The organism is Chitinophaga hostae (assembly GCF_018224885.1).
Classification (GTDB): domain Bacteria; phylum Bacteroidota; class Bacteroidia; order Chitinophagales; family Chitinophagaceae; genus Chitinophaga; species Chitinophaga hostae.
In genome coordinates this window covers 97,095-116,854 of sequence record NZ_JAGTXB010000018.1, presented here as the reverse complement: position 1 = coordinate 116,854, position 19,760 = coordinate 97,095, and the positions used below count along the sequence as shown (strand labels likewise).

The window sequence follows — 19,760 nt, the reverse complement described above, 5'->3', positions numbered from 1 at the left end:
TAATTACGCTAATGTAATCTTTTGAATCAACCATTCTTAAATATCATCCTGTTACTGTTACCGGTAGTAAATGAATTAAGGTCCCATAAGAATAAGCGATGACTGATTACGCCAATTTTGCCGATGAGGCGCTGGTTCAGATGATGAGCAACGACGATCACAATGCCTTTACAGAGATCTACAACAGGTATTGGAAACGCCTGTATGTACTGGCCTACGACCGCCTGCGTTCCCGCGAGCTGGCAGAGGATGTGGTACAGGATGTACTCACCGGCCTCTGGCTGCGCCGCCATCAATCCATTATCAGGTCCTTACCCGCTTACCTGGCCACCGCCAGCCGCTATGCCGTTTTTACCCAACTGTCCAGGATCATCCCGGTAACCGCCGTGGAGGCCCTGCCGGAAGCTGTGCAGGCCGTAACAGATGATACCGCCCAGCTCCATTTTCTGCAGCAATCCATGCAGGAACAGCTGAAACAATTACCCGAAAAATGCCGGATCGTTTTCGACTACAGTCGTAATATGGGCATGTCAAACAAAGAAATAGCCAGGAAACTCCATATCTCTGAAAAAGCTGTGGAAAAACATATTACCAAAGCCCTGCAGCGACTCCGCCTGCAGTTCAGGAACTATTTTCACGCCCTTTTTTAATAAAGCATCCCCTTTCAAAGATTTTCTTTTACCGGAGGTAGGGTAGCATCCCTATTTGCCGACATATACTATATAGCACCCTGTAAACTAATATCACGGATGGAAATAAATGAACTGGCCTTACTGTCAAAAAAATACCTTGCCGGAGCGGCCAGTGAAGAGGAAAAGCATCGTTTGCTCCAATGGTACAATGCCTACGATGAGAAGGCGCTCACGGCTTATATAGCCGCAGATGATACGGAAGCTGCCCTGGATAAGCGTATGCGCGAGCGTATAAAGGCTGCTACTATGCCGGCAGCAGCAATACCGAAAGTGGTGCCTATGCGCCGCAGCTATTGGAAAGTGGCGGCAGCAGCATTCATCCTGGTAACGGCAGGAACGGGCATTTACCTGGTGCAATCGAACCGCAAGCCGCAAATGGCACAGCTACCGGCGCCTATTATGCCCGGGGGAGATAAAGCCACCCTTACGCTGGCAGATGGTACCGTGGTAAACCTGGACAGCGCAGGTACCGGTATCGTAACAGTACAGGGTAACAGTAAAGTAGAGAAAACATCGCACGGACAAATCGTGTATAAGCGCGGACCGGGAAAGGGCGACGCAGTGAGTTATAATGTGTTGAGAACCCCCCGTGGCGGACAATTTAACATCACGCTGCCGGACGGCACCAACGTATGGCTCAATGCTAATTCATCGATCAGCTACCCTACGGCGTTTTCAGGAAAGGAAAGAAAAGTGAGTATCACCGGTGAAGCTTATTTTGAAGTAGCCGGCGAAGCAGAACAGCCGTTTACGGTAAAGGTTAACGAGATGGATGTAATGGTGTTGGGCACACATTTTAACATCAATGCCTATGCTGATGAAAGCAGCATCAAAACTACCCTGCTGAAAGGCGCGGTATTGATACGAACCGAAAACGGTATAAAACACCTGCTCCCGGGGCAGCAATCCAGGGTAACACCTGCCGGAGACGAGATTCTCGGGATCGACAGGGTAGATGGCAGCAACGCCATCGCCTGGAAGAACGGCTATTTTTCTTTTGAAGAAGCCGATATCCCAACAGTGATGCGGCAGCTATCAAGATGGTATAACATAGAAGTGAAATACAGTGGAAATATACCGGCAGAAACATTCACCGGGGAAATAGGAAGAGGACTTACACAGGAGCAACTGTTGAAAGTATTGTCACGCGCAAGAATAAATTTTAAAGTGGAGGAGGGAAGAAGAATTATCATTTATCCGTAAGTAAACCAACAACCAACCATAGCTGACACCACCAACGTCAGCAAAATAACCAATGTTGCAGGGCCCCACCAAAGCCCGCGCAGATAGCTATCCAGTAAATCATGTTATGAAGTAATGAGGTCCACCGGACGCGGAGATCTTATGTTCATCCATAAAAAAACCTGGTGTCAAGATTGGCGTCCGCACCAGGTTTTTGATCAATGGTTAACCCTGTTTTTAGGAAAGCTTTTCACTGCCTGCAAAGGCGGATGAGAAACATTTGTCAACCAAAAACCAATCTAAGGTATGAAAATTAATGTTGCGTGCAACAGGCATGGTATTTCCATGTTGATGATTAGTTCACATGACGATAGCAGATCCTCCCAACCAGGGATCAATTATGTAACCAAAATCTGGCGAGTAATGAAAATGACCGCAGTTTTATTAACGGTGCTGGCTTTACACGTTTGTGCCGGCGCAAAATCACAAACGGTGACGGTTTCCTGCAAACAGATGCCGCTGCAGCAGGTCTTTAGCGTAATCAAACAACAAACGGGGTACGTCTTTTTTTATCGTAGCAAGGACCTGTCGGATGTAAGCCCGGTATCGGCCGAGATCCGCGATATCCCGCTGAAAGTGGCCCTGGCCAAATTGTTGCAGGATAAGCCTTTGAGCTTCGATATTGAAGGCAATACCATCGTTATTTCCCGCAAGCCCGCGCCACAACCGGAGCGTAACGGCAATGACGAATTATCGCCCCCGGAAAATATCCGTGGGAAAATTACAGATAGTAAAGGCAGCCCGGTGCCCGGTGTCACCATTCGGGTAAAAGGCAGCGAAGTGGCAGCTATTACCGACCAGGCAGGGTTTTTTACGTTGCGTGGAGTAGGGCCCCGTGCGGTATTGGTGGTGTCCTGCGTAGGCTTTGAATCGCAAACCGTCAACCAGGGCGACAAACAATACCTGGAAATTGAACTGAAGTCAAAAGTGGATGACCTTAACCAGTATGTGGTGGTAGGGTATGGCAGTACTAAAAGAAAAGACCTGACCGGCTCTGTCGCGTCCGTAAACGTAGAGGAAGTAAAAAATGTTCCCTTTGCCAGTATCGACCAGGCGCTTTCCGGTAAAGCAGCGGGTGTACAGGTAACCCAGGCTGATGGCTCTCCGGGCGGCGTAGCCAAGATCCGTATCCGAGGAGGTACCTCGCTGCTGGGAGGTAATGATCCGTTGTACATTATCGATGGCGTGCAGGTGACTATCCAAAACAGGTATGTTCAAAACCAGGCGGAAGCCGTAAACCCTGTAGAACGCTTTGGCAGCGACAACCCTGATGTGGCTGTGGGCGGCTCTTTTGGCCGGGGATTGAACAGCCTCGCCGGACTTAACATCAGCGATATTGAAACCATAGATATCCTGAAAGATGCTTCTGCTACTGCTATATACGGTTCCAAAGCCGCCAACGGCGTGATCATCATTACCACCAAAAAAGGGAAGCTGAATCAGAAACCCATCCTGGAGGCTAATTATTATGCGGGTATCAGTTCGCCGATCAAAGAAAAGCTGCTGAATGCCGATCAATATCTAAACGTGATGAAAGAAGCGGCGCAAAACCTGAACGACGCGCGTGCCGCTGCCGGCCTGACGCCCTCAGCCCAGGCCACTAATATCCTCACCAAACCTGGCTTCCTCGGCACCGCTAATACCGACTGGCTGGGGCTTGTATTGCGTAATGCGATGTCGCATAATGCAGATATCTCCGTGCGCGGCGGAGGATCAGGTTCCCGTTACTATACCTCCCTCGCCTATACGAAACAAACAGGCGTTTTAAAAGGTACTGATTTTTCCCGCATCGCCGGAAAAATCAGCCTGGATAACGAAATTACACAGCGCCTGCGCATCATCACCAACCTGGATTATGGCTTCACTAAAAATAATATCACCAATGGTATCTATCCCGCTGCCTTATTTGCGCCACCTACCTTGCCGGCATATAATGCAGATGGCACCGCTTACCAGTTCCTGGGCTCACAGATAGGCGGTTATGATTACCAGGGCTATCAAAGTCCGATGGTATTGCTGGAGGGGATCAATGAAGGCAAAACATCTTCTCTCATCGGCTCTTTGTCCGGCGATTATGACATATTGAAGGATCTGAAATTCAGGTCTACCGTTTCCGTAAATTATAACAGCTACCACCAGCTGAATTATGTACCCAGCACCGCGGTGATTGCCTCGCCGAACGGCGTGGGAAGTTCCAATGGAGGAACCGCCAGCCAGGCCCAAACAGAAGATGTAAACCTCTTTTTTGAAAACACATTGACCTGGGATAAACAGTTTAATGAAAATAACCGGGTAAACGTGGTAGGCGGTACTTCCTGGCAGAAATACCGTTTTAATTCCTTCTCCGCCAGCGGGCAGGGTTTTCCGGATGATAAATACCTGAATAATTTATCTTCCGCTGCGGTGACGCTCCCCTCCACGGGAGTTTCTGGCCAGAATTCCCTGTTGAGTTTTTATGTACGTGCCAACTATGCACTGAAAGAAAAATACCTGTTTACTTTTACCGGCCGCTCCGACGCGTCCTCTAAATTTCCTGCTGCCAACAGGGTAGGATATTTTCCTTCCGGTGGCGTGGCCTGGCGTATTTCGGAAGAGCCATTCATGAAGAAAGCTAAGTGGGTAAATGAGCTGAAACTAAGGGCCAGCGCTGGTTATACCGGTACCCAGAATTTTGGTGACTACCTGTATTATACACTCTATACACCTGGATCGTACGGCGGTACCAATGCGCTGATACCCACGCAACTGGGCAACGATCAAATCAAATGGGAATCTACTTTACAAAAAGATCTCGGTCTTGATTTTGAACTGTTCGGCTCCCGGCTGCGCGGTGTGATCGGTTATTATGAAAAACATACCTCCGGTTTGTTGCTATCCACCATTCTGGCGCCCAGTTCCTCCTATGGCAGCGTGATCTCCAATATTGCCACCATCAGCAATAAAGGCCTGGAAATAGACCTGCGCATGGATTTCATTAAACATAAACAATTCAGCTGGAGTGGCGCAGTAAATATTTCCGGTAACCGCGCTATCGTGGAAGATGTGAACAGCGATTTCACCGACCCCAATGATGTCAACGCGTTTTCACTGGGCAACAGTATTGTACGGAAAGGAGAACCTTTAGGGCTCTTTTACGGCCACCAGTATGAAGGAATTATAAAAGATCAGAAACAACTGGATACGTACAAGAATGCGTTTACTTACGCACGATATTTTGCCCCCTACCTCGGTATCGGCGACCCTATGTATAAATTGGATAGCACGGGCTTTTTTGCCAACGAGGTAATAGGACGTGCCCAGCCTAAGTTCTATGGAGGATTTACCAATACGTTTACCTATAAAAATTTTAGCCTGATCACCCTGCTTACTTTTTCTTATGGAGGGGAAGTGCTTTACCTGGCAGATGTACAAAACAAATATATCTCCGGGTATATGAATAAAAGTACCAGGATACTTGACCGATGGACACCGGAGAACCCCAATGCCACCAGGCCCCGGCTCATCCTCGGGCAAAACAGCACGGCTTATACTTCCAGCAACGATATCTACGATGCCTCTTACATAAAATTAAAATCCATTACGCTTACTTATCAGCTGCCCGTGAAAACGGCTGCAAAATTACATATTCGCGATGCTTCCGTGTATGCGTCTGCCACCAACCTGTTTACCATTACAAAATATCCGGGGCCGGATCCGGAGGTAAGCAACAATCCTTACAGCCTCATTAACGGCAACAGCGACGTGAGTACATTTCCTACTGTTAAGCAGTTTAACCTGGGTATTCGTTTCGGATTTTAAACCAATAAAAAAGCATTATGAAAAGGATCATATATACAATTCTCGGAGTAGCATTAGTTGCCGGCGTTTCCTGCAGAAAGGAGCTGGCAAAACTACCTGAGAACGCAAAAGTTGACGGAAATACTATCCTGGATCAACGCACATCTGAAATTGCGCTCAACGGCGTTTACTATCGCTTTGCCAATGTGGATGCTGCCAATAATGTAACGGATTGGCAGGAGCATGAAGTTCAACCAGCTATGTTTGCCGGTTATCTTGGCTACGGTTACGGTGCCGATCCGGCAGAAGAAAATCAATATGCCAATTCCTGGTTCGGCAGCATTTACTGGACTTCTTCCTATAAGCTGATCAACGCCGCCAACGGCGTAATCAAGGGCGTGAGCCAGCTGGAAGATAAAGCGTTTACCGGCGACCGTAAAAAACAGCTCCTTGCAGAAGCAAAGTTTCTGCGGGCCTATGGAAACTTTAAGCTGTTGAGCTATTTCGGTCAGTGGTTCGACCTGAATTCTCCTTATGGCGTTTTATTACGCGACGAATTCATTTCCGTAGGAAATATCCCCAAAGCACGCAGCAACGTAAAGGAAAGCTATGCTGCTATCCTTGCTGATGCAAACGAGGCTATTGCTAATGCCCCCGCTGATAAGCCCAACTATAATGCTACCCGCTGGGCTGCCATGGCGCTGAAAATGCGCGTATTGATGAGTCATGCCCGGCCGGAAGATTATCCCGTGGTGATTGCACTGGCAGACAGCATCATCCTGCACAGCAAATACACATTAGAACCGCAAACAAAAGACATCTTTTATACAAAGGGGCTCAATAGCCCGGAAGTGATCCTCGGCATCCGCCCGCAGCAAAATCAGGAAAGCTACTATTATAATGTCAGCAGCCAATACTGGCCAGGCGCTTCTTCGCTGTATGTAGCCAAAACAAACCTGAAAGAGCTGCTGAAAGATGATCCCCGCCTGTCGTGGATAATAGGCAGTGCCAACGACAATGAGCCAGGCACCTACTTTTTCCTGAAATATATAAAAGAAGGAACAAACGCCACCACCGTTTCTGAAACAGCCTATGCTTTCCGTTTAACAGAAGTATACCTGTTGAAGGCCGAAGCAATTGTACGTGCAGGTGGCAGTCTTGCCGATGCCCGTGTTATCCTGAAAAATGTTATGGGTCATGCCGGTGTTACAGATTTTTCTGCAATAGACAATGCCACCACCACAAATGAAATGTTGAAACAACTGTACCTGGAAATTTCCCGCAACCTGGTGGGAGAGGACGGACAGGAATGGATGTCGCTGTTAAGGCTTCCTGCTGTCCTCATCCAGGAACTGAGGCCAACCGCAAACGATAAAGTCAAATATATTCTGCCTATTCCGCACGACGAATTCGTGAACAACCCAGCCATCGGTAAGCAGAACCCAGGTTATCAGCAATAATAAACACCTAAATACATTGTATGAAGATCCACACAAAAACCATGTTGGCCGCCGCACTGCTGGCAGCGGCCTGTAATCAGCCCAAGGCGCCTTCTGCCAGTATCACCGCGGAACTCAGGGGACTGAAAGATTCCGTAGTATTTATTTCCATTCCTGTAGCCGATTCTGCAAAAACGGATACGGTACCGGTAACGGATGGAAAGTTTACCTGGACAGGTAATATCAGCGAGCCGCAAAAAATATATATCGGTACCAGCACCCGGTACATTGAGCTGTTTATGGAAAATACTGCTGTCCGGATCAACGGGAACATCGATTCCACCGATCAGCTGGTGATCACCGGTTCTGCCACACAGGATGCCCGGAAGGCTTATGAAAACTCCATCGCGGATATTACCAAACAGGAAGAAGCCCTGTATCCGCGGTTTGAGGAAGTAAAAGATAACGATACCGCAAAAGCCGCACTGGAAGAAAGCCTGGAAGCATTGCGTTTACAAAGGAGAGGACGTGCCAAAGCATACATCGCCGCACATCCGGAAAGCCCGGTCAGCGTAAGCATGGTAGCGGATATGGCTGTTATGGATGAATACGCGGAAGTAGACAGCGTTTATCGTTTACTAACACCCGCTGCACAGGAAACCGCCACCGGTAAAAGACTGGCTGCCCGCCTGGCTATCCTGAAAAAAAGCGCCATCGGCCAGCCGATGATAGACTTTACCCAGGGAGATGTAGATGGTAAGCCGGTGCGTTTATCCGACTTCAAAGGCAAATATGTACTGCTGGATTTCTGGGCCAGCTGGTGCGGTCCCTGTCGCGCTGAAAACCCCAATGTGCTGAAGGCTTACAACAAATTCAAAGACAAAAATTTCACAGTAGTAGGGGTATCACTCGACGATAAGGCCGATAAATGGAAAGAAGCCATTCAACAGGATGGTATGCCCTGGATGCAGGTATCCGACCTGAAGGGCTTCCGGAATGAGGTAGCACAGCAATACGGCATACAGGCCATACCCTTTTCGTTCCTGATAGACCCGCAAGGCATCATCATCGCAAAGGAATTAAGAGGCGCCAAACTGCATACCCAACTCGCTGAAATATTAAAATAGAAAACCCAAACAGGTATGAAAAAAACAATCGCATTCCTGGCAGCTGCACTTACTACTGCCGCTGCACAGGCACAACAAAATACCACCATCACCGCTACCATCAAGGACCTTCCCGCAGGTCAATGGGTGTATTGGCGCTCACAGGGCGGCGACGATCGCCGCGATTCCGTGCAAACTACCGCCGGTGGCTTTACCATCAAAACAAATATCGCCCCGGGCGAAGCAGATTTTTATATCATCCAGATCGGGAAATCCTATAGCGACAATAGCGTGTTCCTTTATTACCTGGATAAAGGGAACATCACCATTAAAGGCGATGGTCCTATGTTTAAAGACGCCGTATTTGGCGGTCCGCAGTTTGTAAAAGACAACAACGGGTATAGCGCTATGATGAAACAGGCGCCCGGTTTAAAAGGTCAGGCAGACCTCTACAAACAGGCCAACAAACTATACGCGGAAAATGACTCCGCCGGCCTCGCGGCGCTGCAACCGAAAATAAAACAGATGCAGGAGGAAAGCGAAAAACTCACCAAACAATGGGTGCTGCAACATCCTGCGTCGGGTATCAGTGCGTCGTTGCTGTCGCACCTGAACGACACGCCACTGGATGAAAAAGAGCGGATCTTCAATAAACTGTCGGCCGCCGCAAAAGAAAACGGTCCGGCAAAACGACTGGCCCACAGCATCCGCGTCAATAAACTCACCGGTATCGGTAGCATGGCGCTCGATTTTACGCAGAACGATACCCTCGGCAAACCCGTTTCCCTGAAGGATTTCCGTGGTAAATACGTACTGGTCGATTTCTGGGCCAGCTGGTGTCACCCCTGCAGGGATGAAAATCCGAATGTAGTGGCAGCATTCAAAAAATACAACAGCAAAAATTTCACCGTGCTGGGCGTATCGCTCGATCAGCCCAACGGTAAAGAAAAATGGCTCAACGCCATCCACCAGGATGGCCTCACCTGGACACATGTATCGGACCTCAAGTTCTGGAACAATGCCGTTGCCAAACAATATGATATCGGCAGCATCCCCAGCAACCTGCTGATCGATCCTTCAGGTAAGATCATCGCAAAAGACCTGCATGGCGAGGAACTGGAAAAGAAGCTCGCAGAAGTTTTATAATTATCTCATCAAAAATAATCGCATGAAATATACGCTCATTGCCCTTCCCTTAATGATGTTGCAGTTTGGCGCACAGGCGCAAACAAAAGCACCGTTTACCCTTACGGGAGATATGAAAGGATTGCCCAACCGCTATGTATACCTCGCTTATACAGAGAGCGAAGGGAGATTCAGAACAGACAGCACCATGTCTAAAAACGGCAAATTTACTTTCCATGGCGAACTTGTACAGCCCGTGGAAGCCAGGATGTACCTCGACTGGAAAACTGCTATGTATGGCGAAGGTGATGTGACCAGCTTTTTCATGGAGTCGGCTCCGATGAAACTAACCTCTGCCACCGGGCGGCTGAAAGATGCCAAACTTACCGGCTCCAAAGTGCAGCTGGACCAGGATAAACTGACCGCCAACCGCGCTCCAGTAATGAAGAAACTGAAGCCCCTCTCTGATGCGTACAACAAAATGAACCTGGAGTACATCGCTGCTATGAAAGCCAAAAAGCCGGAGGCAACGCTGGAATCCTATAAAACAAAGCTCGACAAGCTGAAAGCACAGATGGAGCCATTCTATGATCAAATGGAGAAAGTAGATAAGGCTTTCATTGACCAGTATCCGGATTCTTATGTGTCAGCACAATTGCTCCGTTTCCGGGTAAGCAATATGCCGCTGCAGGAAGGTGAGGCCTATTATGCAAAAATGTCGCCGGCGATGCAGCAGAGCATGGATGGTATTGAAATCAAAAAGGAACTCGATGGCCTCCGCGGCGGTTCTCCCGGCAGCCCTGCCCATGAGTTTACCAAAACGGATATTGATGGTAAAACCCTTAGCCTCGCTGATTTCAAAGGCAAATACGTGATGCTTGATTTCTGGGCCAGCTGGTGCGGCCCCTGCCGCAAAGGCAATCCCCGCCTGAAAGAACTGTATGGTAAATACAGCGCCAAAGGCTTCGAAATTATCGGCATTTCGGACGATGACTCCAACCACGATGCCTGGAAAAAGGCGGTCAGCCAGGATGGTATTGGCATTTGGCGTCACGTACTCCGCGGACTGGACTGGGATAAAAGACAAAAGAACCTGCCTAACCCGGAAGATGTAAGCGATTATTACGGTATTCATTCACTGCCTACCAAAATACTTATCGATCCTAATGGCGTGATCATAGGCCGCTATGGCGGTGGCGGGGAAGATGACGAAGCAATGAACAAGAAGCTGAAAGAGGTGTTTGGTTCCTGATAACCGGAAATAAAGAGGATGTGTCCCCGTGGCCGATGGCTGCGGGGATTTTTTTATTATGCCCCTGTTGTTCCCTAAACTTCAAAATTCCTATAAATTTACATGCCACCTTACACCCAGGTATGTTTTTATGAAAGTATTGATTGTAGAAGATAACAAGGAACTGGCCAGCGGGATCTCCGATTACCTCAACGGTGAAAAGTATATCTGTGAACTGGCCTACACCTTCGAGGTGGCCCGCGAGAAGCTTTCTCTTTTCACGTACGATTGCATCCTGCTGGATATTATGCTGCCGGATGGCAACGGCCTGGAATTGCTTAAATACATCCGGCAGGAGAACATTAACAGCGGTATTCTCATTATTTCCGCCAAAGATGCGCTCGATGATAAGGTAAACGGCCTGGAAGGCGGGGCCGACGATTATGTAACCAAGCCCTTTCACCTGCCGGAGCTGCATGCAAGGCTCCGGGCTATTTACCGCCGTAAGAAGCTGGAAGGCAATAACCTGGTCATTTTCAACGAAATAGTGCTCAATACCGACACGGTAGAGGCCACCGTGAACAACACCCTGCTGGAGGTTACCCGCAAAGAATTCGACCTGTTGTTGTATTTTGTGGTAAATAAAAACCGTGTACTTTCGAGGCAGTCCATCGCCGCACATCTCTGGGGTGATTATACCGATAACCTGGCTAACTTTGATTTCGTTTACCAACATGTAAAAAATCTGCGGAAAAAGATCAGTGCGGTAGAAGGAATAGATTACATAGAAACGGTATACGGTCTGGGCTATAAGTTTAATACATCCAAAACATGAAGCTAATAAACAAAATAACAATCTGGTTTATCGGTATCGTGTTCCTGATCACACCGGTGACCATGTTCATCTCCCGTAACAACATCAAAAAACACCTTGATGAAGCGGAAGTAACCCGTATGAAGGAGGTGAACGACCGGGTAGCCCAGCAGTTAAAGGCGGGCGAAAAACCAGACCGCTATACCCATGGCAGGCCCATTGCCATCAGCCTGTTGCCGGGCGCGCTGCCGGAACAGCGGGTAACAGTGGTAAAAGACAATTACGTGGCAGAAGACCTCGGCCGCAAGGAATGCAGGATCACCGTTGACTCCTATTATGAAGTGGGCGCGCAGCATTATAAAATCTCTTCCTATAATTATGTAATTAAGTCAGAAGAAATTTTCCGGGGAATGCTGGGCACCGTGGTTTGGAAGATGCTGCTGATGATTGTGGCAGTAGCGGTTACTGCAAGACTGCTGTCCGGCAAGATTTTTTCTCCACTGCGGCGCACCATGAAAGCCATTCACAGCTTCGATCTCAAACAAAAAAATAAAATACAGCTGCCGCAAACCAGCACCACCGAATTCAAAGAGCTGAACGTTTTCCTCAGCAAAATGACGGATAAGGCGATGGAAGATTATGCGGCAGTAAAAGAGTTCAGTGAAAATGCTTCGCACGAACTGCAAACACCGCTCGCTGTAATCCGCAGTAAAATTGAATTGTTGTCAGAAACAAACATCGATGGCGTACAAGCCGCCCTGATAGGGGATATGCAGAATGCTATCGAAAAATTGTCGCATATTAACCGCTCTCTTATCCTGCTCACAAAACTGGAAAACCAGGAATTTAAAGCAACAGAAAGTTTGAAGTTCTGCCGGGTAACCAAGGAAGTGATTGCAACGTATGAAGACTGGATCACGATGCGGGAAATTCATCTCTCTACCAATCTCGATAAAAATATTCCGCTGACCATTCACCCGGCGCTGGCAGAAATGCTGATCAGCAACCTGCTGAGCAACGCGATCCGTCATAACCGCGATGGCGGTCAGATCAATGTACTGCTTACCCCGCGGGAGTTTTGTATCAGCAATACCGGGCTGCCGCCGCAGGGTCCTACCTGTGAACTGTTTCAGCGGTTCAAAAAAAGCAACCAGAGCAACGACAGTATCGGCCTGGGTTTGGCCATCGTAAAACAGATCTGCGAAGTCAACAATTATGCGATCGATTATACCTATTCAGATGGCTGGCACCGCATCCATGTATATTTTTATAAGAATGACCAACCTGTGATAAATAGCGCCGAAGCCTTGTCTATAGCGGAAGTACTGTCGGCGTAGTTCGCCATCTCTCCAAAAAAAAAATCAATTTTGAGTTTCCTTCAAAGTTACTTCAAAATGATACAGTCATTTTGCTGTTGAATATCCTTCAGGGTATTTCAACCGTAAAATCTATTTATTCATGTGGAGTAAACAATACTTCCTGTTGGCGCTGGCAGCGGTGCTTTCCGACTTTAGTGCAAAAGCACAACAGGTATTTACCCTTAAACAGGCCATTGACACCGCCATCGCCAACTATGGCACCATCAAGGCCAAAGCCAGCTATACAGCGGCTTCCCGGGAACAGGTATCCCAGGCACGCCGCGATTACCTGCCAAATTTTAACGTGGCAGTGCAGCAGGACTATGGTACTGTTAACGGCCAGAACGGCCCGTTATACGGCTTCGGAGGCCTTAGCGTGGCCTCTTCCGGGTTACCGCTCGATCATCAGAACTGGAATGCATCTTTTGGCGCATTATACCTTACTAATATCAACTGGGATTTCTTCGCTTTCGGCAGGGCAAAGGAAAAAGTTAAAACAGCATTAGCGGCCGCCGCACAGAACGATAAAGACTGGCAACAGGAGATTTTTAAGCACAAAATAAAAGTGGCGGCCACTTATTTAAACCTCGTAGCAGCGCAGCAACTGACCCGCTCTTACCGGGAAAACCTTGACCGGGCAGATACTATCCGCCGCGTGGTGGCTACCCGCGTAAAGAACGGACTCATTGCCGGGGTGGATTCCTCGCAGGCCAACGCCGAATATTCCAGCGCAAAAATTGCACTCACCAAAGCCATGGATTTTGAAGCAGAGCAGAGCAATCAGCTGGCGCAGCTGATGGGGATAACACCGCAATCTTTTGTAGTGGATACTTCCTATATGGCCCGTATTCCGGCCTTACCATCATCCACTTTCAACCCGGAAAATCATCCGCTGCTGCAATGGTACAAAAGCCGTATTGCCCTCAGCGATGAACAGGCAAAATACGCTAAAACCTTTTACTACCCGGCTTTTACACTGGTAGGCGTATTACAGACCCGGGGCTCCGGTTTTGGTTATGGCTATGCCTCCGATCAAACCGATTTCACGCATAACTACTGGGACGGCGTAAAACCTACCCGTACCAATTACCTTTTCGGAATAGGCGTAACCTGGAATATTACCCAGCCTTTCCGCATCTCGCGGCAGGTGAAGTCACAACAACTTATAAGCAAAGGATTACAATACGAATACGATCTGGCCGGTCAGCAAATCAGCGCGCAGCTGGAGCTTTCGGATACCAAAATAAAGAACGCGCTGGACAACTACCGGGAAGTGCCGGTACAGGTGAAAGCGGCTTCAGATGCGTATCTGCAAAAGTCGGTGTTGTATAAGAACGGGTTAACAAACCTCGTGGATGTAACACAGGCTTTGTATGCATTGATAAGGGCAGAAACAGACCGGGACATCGCCTATAGTAATGTTTGGCAGGCTTTATTGCTTAAAGCCGCTGCTGCAGGTGATTTCAGCATATTTGAGAACTAGCGTAATTCGCTTTCGTTAAACGGACGCCATTGATGGCTTTATTTATCAACACTTCATTACCATGAACTTAATCAGTTTCGCATTAAAAAAACCTATTACTATCCTGGTGCTGGTTGCCGGTCTGTTTTTCTTTGGGATAAAAGCGGTGAGCACGATTAAGATCGATATCTTCCCAAAGCTCGACATGCCCGTGATCTATGTATCCCACCCCTTTGGAGGATACACGCCAAAGCAAATGGAGTCTTTCTTCGCCAAACAATACATCAATATATTCCTGTTCGTAAATGGTGTTAAGAGCATTGAAACAAAGAATATCCAGGGGCTTACCCTGATGAAGATCAACTTTTATCCCGGCACCAATATGGCGCAGGCGGCGGCGGAAGTGAGCGCTTTTTCCAACAGGATACAGGCCATTTTTCCACCGGGTTCCAACCCACCCTTTGTTATTCGCTTTGATGCCTCTACCTTGCCCGTGGGGCAGTTGGTGCTGAGCAGCAGTAAACGGAGCAATAATGAACTGCTGGATATGGCGAATGTGTACGTGCGCTCTTCGTTTACATCCATTCCGGGACTGATTGGTTCCACACCTTTTGGCGGTAACATGCGTACCGTGGTCATCAAGGCCGATCCGGAGCTGCTCCGTCAGCATAACATGACGGCCGATCAGCTGGTGGAAGCCATGCGTTTGAACAACCAGACCACGCCTTCAGGTAACGTGCGTATCGGCAATAACAATTATATCACGCCCGCTAATACCACGATCCGCACGGTGAAGGATTTTGAAAATATCCCTTTATTTAAAGGAGATGTGCAAAATCTTTACCTGCGCGACGTGGCCACCGTAGAAGACGGCGCCGACGTTACCGCGGGCTATGCCCTTGTTAACGGCCGCCGCTCTGTATACCTGAGCATCGCCAAAAGTGCCGACGCTTCTACCTGGGAAGTAGTGCAGAACCTGAAAAAATCATTGCCCAAAATACAGGCACAGCTGCCTGAAGATGTGAAGCTGAGTTATGAATTTGACCAGTCGACCTATGTGATCAACTCCGTAAAAAGTTTGCTGACAGAAGGAACCATTGGCGCTATCTTAACGGGATTGATGGTACTGTTGTTCCTGGGTGATCCGCGGGGGGCCATGATCGTGATCCTCACGATTCCTACCTCCATTATCTCTGCGGTACTTTTTCTCAGCCTGTTCGGACAAACCATCAACATCATGACGCTGAGCGGACTGGCACTGGCGATCGGTATCCTGGTAGATGAGAGCACGGTGACGATAGAAAATATTCACCAGCATCTCGATATGGGGAAACCCAAGGCCCTGGCCATCTGGGATGCCTGTCAGGAAATTGCGTTTCCGAAACTGCTGATCCTTTTCTGTATCCTCGCTGTGTTTGCGCCTGCCTTTACCATGGGCGGCATCCCTGGTTCCCTGTTCCTGCCATTGGCGCTGGCCATTGGTTTCAGCATGATCATTTCCTATTTCCTGGCGCAAACCTTTGTGCCAATTATGGCCAACTGGGTCATGAAAGTAAAGCACCATAAGAAAGCAGACGGCAGCGAAATGACGGATGCGGAAGAATTTGCTGCATCGGGTTTGGCAGGCGCCGGAGAGCATGATACCTGGGAGCAGAAAAAAGTATTGGTGGAAAGGGCCGACGGTAACCGCGATGGTAAGATCAGCCGCTTTGAAAAACTAAGAAACCGCTACCTGCGGTTTATCGGCAGAATGATGCCTTACCGCAAACCCATCGTGGTGGCCTACCTGGTGATTGTTTGCGGCATAGTAGCATTGTTGCTTTCCGGCATCGGCCGGGATGTATTGCCAAAAGTGAATGGCAGTCAGTTCCAGGTAAGAATGCGCATACCGGATGGTACACGTATTGAACGCACGGAAGAACAAACCATCAAACTGTTGGACGGCATCAACCAGATTGTAGGAAAAGAAAATGTGTCTATTACTTCCGCTTATATCGGGATGCACCCACAGCTGTTTTCCACTGCGCCCATCTTTCTATGGATGGCGGGACCTCACGAATCGGTATTACAGGTGTCGCTCAGTGAGCATTATAAAACCAATCTCGAAGAATTGAAAGATAAGATCAGGGAAAAGGCGAAAGCAATAGATCCGCAAATGAGCCTTTCCTTCGAACCGATAGAGCTGACAGATAAAATCCTGAGCCAGGGCTCGCCAACACCCATAGAGGTGCGGTTTGCCGGTCGCGACAGGAAACTGAGCGAACAGTACGCACAACGGCTGGTAGGCCAGTTGAAACAGGTGTCGTATCTGCGGGATGTGCAGATCGGGCAATCCATTAAATACCCGGCCATCAGTGTAAATATAGACCGTATCCGCGCAGCCCAGCTGGGCGTAGATGTAAGCGATGTATCCCGTTCACTGATCGCTTCTACTTCTTCCTCCCGGCTCACGGAGAAAAATATATGGGTAGATGAAAAAGCAGGACTGAGCTATAATGTACAGGTACAGATACCGGAAAGTAAGATGAACAGCAAAGAGCAGATGGGCGAAATACCACTGCTGAAAAACGCCTCCCGCCCGTTGCTGGGGGATGTGGCTACTTTGTCTGCAGATACGACTTACGGAGAGGTGGATAACCTCGGCGCCATGCCTACCATGACGGTAACGGCGAACCTGAACAACAAGGACCTGGGTACTGCTTCTGCTGGTGTAAGAAAAGCGATTGCCGCACTCGGACCATTACCACGCGGCCTCAATGTGGAGATGATCGGTTTAAGCAATACGCTCACCGATACGCTCGACAGTTTACAAAGTGGTTTGATCGTGGCCATAGTAGTGATTTTCCTGATGCTGGCAGCAAATTTCCAGTCGTTCAAAGTATCTGCGATTGTGCTGGCCACCGTACCGGCCGTGTTACTGGGATCCCTGGCGCTGTTGATCATGTGCCGGTCCACACTCAACCTGCAATCATATATGGGTATGATCATGTCGGTAGGCGTATCCATTTCCAACGCGGTGTTACTGATAACAAATGCAGAACAGCTGAGGAAACATAACGGCGACGCTTTACTCTCTGCCACAGAAGCCGCCGCGCTGCGTTTACGTCCTATTGTAATGACAGCCCTGGCAATGGTGGTAGGTATGATACCCATGGCCAGCGGTTTGGGAGAAGCAGGCGATCAGTCTTCTCCTTTAGGAAGAGCGGTAATAGGCGGGTTGATTGCTTCCACTTTCGCAGCCTTGTTTATACTCCCGCTGGCTTTTGCCTGGGGACGTGCTAAAGCAGGCACCCGCAGCGTTTCACTGCATCCGAGAGATGAAGAAAGTGACTACTATATTCCATCAGGCGAAAAAGCATCAGCATAACAACAATCATCTAATTTCTATTAAAATATATTTTATGAACAGCGGTTTCCGTACAACATTTCCTTTATTATCAGTAATGATCATCAGCGCAGGACTGTATAGTTGCAGTACTTCCGGCGCCAAAGAAGGAAAAGAAGCATCCGCACCCGAAGCAGCAGCGCCGGCACTGGAGGCTTTCCCCCTGGAAAAAGGCAGTGTTTCTTCAGCCATACAAATACCGGGAGAGCTGATCGCTTTCCAGCAGGTAGACCTCTACGCAAAAGTGAGCAGCTTTATAAAGAAAATGAATGTGGATGTTGGCAGTGAAGTGACTACCGGTCAGCTGCTTTGCAGCATGGAAGCGCCGGAAATCAATTCACAGCTGTCTGGCGCCGAATCGAGACTCAAGTCGCAGGAGGCGATCTATCTTTCCAGTAAAGCCACCTACGACCGCTTACTGGAAACCAGCAAAACGCCCGGTACTATTTCACAGAATGACCTGGACGTGGCCTATGCCCGCCAGAAATCAGATCTCGCACAGCTCGACGCTGCTAAAGCTGCACACCGGGAGGTGGGCGATAATCGTAACTACCTGGAGATCCGCGCACCATTCAGCGGTGTAATCACCGCACGTAATGTGAGCGCCGGCGCCTACGTTGGCCCTTCCGGCAAAGGCTCTGAAATGCCCATCTTTACCCTGCAGGAACAAAAGAAGCTGAGGCTGGTGGTGAGCATACCTGAAGCCTATACCAGCTACCTGAATAACCAGAGCGAAGTGAATTTTACAGTAAGATCACTGGCAGAAAAACAGTTTAAGGGAAAAGTAATCCGTCTCGCCGGTGCGCTGGATCGTAAACTCCGTTCCCAACACATAGAAATAGATGTGGCCAATAACGATAAAACCTTATTGCCAGGTATGGTGGCCGAAGTAGCTATTCCGCTGAATGGCAATGGCAGCAACTTCGTGGTGCCCTCCAGCGCTATATTGAATTCTACCAAAGGTGTATTCGTGATCAAAGTAGCAGATAAAAAAACAAAGTGGGTACCGGTAACAACAGGACAAAGTGAAAAAGGCAGGACGGAGATATTCGGCGAACTGAATGCCGGCGATGTACTGGTGACCACTGCCAGTGAAGAAATAAGAGATGAAGCAGTAGCGGCAAATGTAAAGGTTAAGTAGGCCGATAGATGATGAAAAGAAGCAGTTAGCAGTTAGCTTTTAGCATTTAGTGAAATGCAGCGGATTTCACTAAATGCTAAAAGCTAACTGCATTTCAGGCCGGCAGCACATTTAAGTAGCCATAGTTGCCGGTACTGCGCTGTTGCGCGGTAAAGTAAATTTCCGTGTAGGCGTTATCGTTAATCACCGCAATAAAAGTGGAGTCGTTGCTCATGGTATCAAAACTCATAGGGTAGGATACTACACTGCCGTCGCTGTAGCTGAGATAGGCCATTACCTCGAAATCGTCCGGGGCCCAGAAACTTTTGCTGGTGTTCACGGTCAGCTTGCAGCCGCACATCATTTTAACCAGCACCGAAATGGTGTCGGCGGGCTGTGCATCGGTAGCGGGTTCCAGCAGTAAGCCGGGGACCAGTAGGGTAAATGTATAGGCTGATTGCCCCGCCGTGAGCACTACATTTTGCACAATTTTCAATGGAATACCTGTTGGCCGCGGAATGACAGCGATAATAGCTGCATTCATGAACGGCGTAATCGCGCTGGCTGGAACCGTCACTGTGCCTGCAATAGTATTGCTGTCTGTTGTCAGGAAGTTTTCGGTATACGTATTGTTATCCAGTGTAAGAATAGGTAACGTATAAGGTATACTGTTACTGAAGCCGGAACTGATGTTGCCGTCGTCGCTGGTAGCCGCCGCATAAGGCAGGTTGGCGTCGATGCTGCCACAGATAAAGGAAACGGTAATCGGCTCATCAGCAATGCTGAAAGCGTTGGGACCAAGAAATTTACCTCCCAGTGCCTGGAGGTATACTGTTATGGTTACCGGGTTCATATCATTATTTTGAGATGAGAGAATAGGGTATTTGTTCTCTCAATATAACGGATTTTTTTGTCCAGGATTAAACTGATTTTGAAGATTTACAGGATTTTTTTCTTGTGATAAATTGATTTTAAAAGATTCGGGAAGATGAAAGCGGGTATCGCTTCT

At 48.4% G+C, this 19,760-nt stretch carries 13 protein-coding genes; 12 read left to right on the top strand and 1 reads right to left on the bottom strand.

All coding sequences use genetic code 11. The features are described from left to right. Positions 1-98: 98 nt before the first annotated feature. The 12 genes from KE626_RS26720 (at position 99) to KE626_RS26665 (ending at position 18,772) form a co-directional block, all read left to right on the top strand. Positions 99-650, top strand: a complete 552-nt coding sequence (locus KE626_RS26720; RefSeq protein WP_211976085.1) for a sigma-70 family RNA polymerase sigma factor — start codon at positions 99-101, stop codon at positions 648-650. 99 nt (positions 651-749) lie between these two features. Further along, positions 750-1,895: a FecR family protein gene (locus KE626_RS26715; RefSeq protein WP_211976084.1), complete on the top strand. Its 1,146-nt coding sequence runs from the start codon at positions 750-752 to the stop codon at positions 1,893-1,895. Between the two features lie 402 nt (positions 1,896-2,297). Continuing rightward, positions 2,298-5,732 (top strand): TonB-dependent receptor, encoded by a 3,435-nt coding sequence (locus KE626_RS26710; RefSeq protein WP_249207703.1) that lies wholly within the window; start codon positions 2,298-2,300, stop codon positions 5,730-5,732. A 17-nt stretch (positions 5,733-5,749) separates the two neighbouring features. Further along, positions 5,750-7,171 carry a RagB/SusD family nutrient uptake outer membrane protein gene (locus KE626_RS26705; protein WP_211976083.1) on the top strand — a complete coding sequence of 474 codons (1,422 nt, stop codon included), beginning with the start codon at positions 5,750-5,752 and terminating at the stop codon, positions 7,169-7,171. A 20-nt stretch (positions 7,172-7,191) separates the two neighbouring features. After that, positions 7,192-8,277 (top strand): TlpA disulfide reductase family protein, encoded by a 1,086-nt coding sequence (locus tag KE626_RS26700; RefSeq protein ID WP_211976082.1) that lies wholly within the window; start codon positions 7,192-7,194, stop codon positions 8,275-8,277. A 15-nt stretch (positions 8,278-8,292) separates the two neighbouring features. Next, positions 8,293-9,402, top strand: coding sequence for a redoxin domain-containing protein (locus tag KE626_RS26695; protein ID WP_211976081.1), 1,110 nt, complete (start codon positions 8,293-8,295; stop codon positions 9,400-9,402). Positions 9,403-9,424: 22 nt separating this feature from the next. Beyond that, complete coding sequence (locus KE626_RS26690; protein ID WP_211976080.1) at positions 9,425-10,633, top strand: TlpA disulfide reductase family protein; 1,209 nt, start codon at positions 9,425-9,427, stop codon at positions 10,631-10,633. Between the two features lie 130 nt (positions 10,634-10,763). Beyond that, the gene (locus KE626_RS26685; protein WP_211976079.1) at positions 10,764-11,447 is read left to right on the top strand and encodes a response regulator transcription factor; all 684 of its coding nucleotides are present in this window, start codon (positions 10,764-10,766) and stop codon (positions 11,445-11,447) included. Then, positions 11,444-12,763, top strand: a complete 1,320-nt coding sequence (locus KE626_RS26680; RefSeq protein ID WP_211976078.1) for a sensor histidine kinase — start codon at positions 11,444-11,446, stop codon at positions 12,761-12,763. The genes KE626_RS26685 and KE626_RS26680 overlap by 4 nt, the downstream gene beginning before the upstream one ends. A 121-nt stretch (positions 12,764-12,884) precedes the next feature. Continuing rightward, on the top strand, positions 12,885-14,267 hold the full coding sequence (locus tag KE626_RS26675; protein ID WP_211976077.1) for a TolC family protein: 1,383 nt from the start codon (positions 12,885-12,887) through the stop codon (positions 14,265-14,267). Between the two features lie 61 nt (positions 14,268-14,328). After that, on the top strand, positions 14,329-17,613 hold the full coding sequence (locus KE626_RS26670; protein WP_211976076.1) for an efflux RND transporter permease subunit: 3,285 nt from the start codon (positions 14,329-14,331) through the stop codon (positions 17,611-17,613). A 34-nt stretch (positions 17,614-17,647) separates the two neighbouring features. Further along, positions 17,648-18,772, top strand: a complete 1,125-nt coding sequence (locus KE626_RS26665) for an efflux RND transporter periplasmic adaptor subunit (protein ID WP_249207702.1) — start codon at positions 17,648-17,650, stop codon at positions 18,770-18,772. Between the two features lie 94 nt (positions 18,773-18,866). Here the strand turns inward: KE626_RS26665 and KE626_RS26660 are convergent, their stop codons facing one another. Continuing rightward, positions 18,867-19,604, bottom strand: a complete 738-nt coding sequence (locus tag KE626_RS26660) for a hypothetical protein (protein ID WP_211976075.1) — start codon at positions 19,602-19,604, stop codon at positions 18,867-18,869. Positions 19,605-19,760 lie beyond the last annotated feature (156 nt).

Excerpts from the sequence above, each read along its gene's own strand:
- KE626_RS26700 (WP_211976082.1), top strand. The coding sequence starts at position 7,192 with ATGAAGATCCACACAAAAACCATGTTGGCCGCCGCACTGCTGGCAGCG.
- KE626_RS26710 (WP_249207703.1), top strand. The coding sequence starts at position 2,298 with ATGAAAATGACCGCAGTTTTATTAACGGTGCTGGCTTTACACGTTTGT.
- KE626_RS26705 (WP_211976083.1), top strand. The coding sequence starts at position 5,750 with ATGAAAAGGATCATATATACAATTCTCGGAGTAGCATTAGTTGCCGGC.
- KE626_RS26660 (WP_211976075.1), bottom strand. The coding sequence starts at position 19,604 with ATGAACCCGGTAACCATAACAGTATACCTCCAGGCACTGGGAGGTAAA.
- KE626_RS26670 (WP_211976076.1), top strand. The coding sequence starts at position 14,329 with ATGAACTTAATCAGTTTCGCATTAAAAAAACCTATTACTATCCTGGTG.
- KE626_RS26720 (WP_211976085.1), top strand. The coding sequence starts at position 99 with ATGACTGATTACGCCAATTTTGCCGATGAGGCGCTGGTTCAGATGATG.
- KE626_RS26665 (WP_249207702.1), top strand. The coding sequence starts at position 17,648 with ATGAACAGCGGTTTCCGTACAACATTTCCTTTATTATCAGTAATGATC.
- KE626_RS26685 (WP_211976079.1), top strand. The coding sequence starts at position 10,764 with ATGAAAGTATTGATTGTAGAAGATAACAAGGAACTGGCCAGCGGGATC.
- KE626_RS26680 (WP_211976078.1), top strand. The coding sequence starts at position 11,444 with ATGAAGCTAATAAACAAAATAACAATCTGGTTTATCGGTATCGTGTTC.
- KE626_RS26690 (WP_211976080.1), top strand. The coding sequence starts at position 9,425 with ATGAAATATACGCTCATTGCCCTTCCCTTAATGATGTTGCAGTTTGGC.
- KE626_RS26715 (WP_211976084.1), top strand. The coding sequence starts at position 750 with ATGGAAATAAATGAACTGGCCTTACTGTCAAAAAAATACCTTGCCGGA.
- KE626_RS26675 (WP_211976077.1), top strand. The coding sequence starts at position 12,885 with ATGTGGAGTAAACAATACTTCCTGTTGGCGCTGGCAGCGGTGCTTTCC.
- KE626_RS26695 (WP_211976081.1), top strand. The coding sequence starts at position 8,293 with ATGAAAAAAACAATCGCATTCCTGGCAGCTGCACTTACTACTGCCGCT.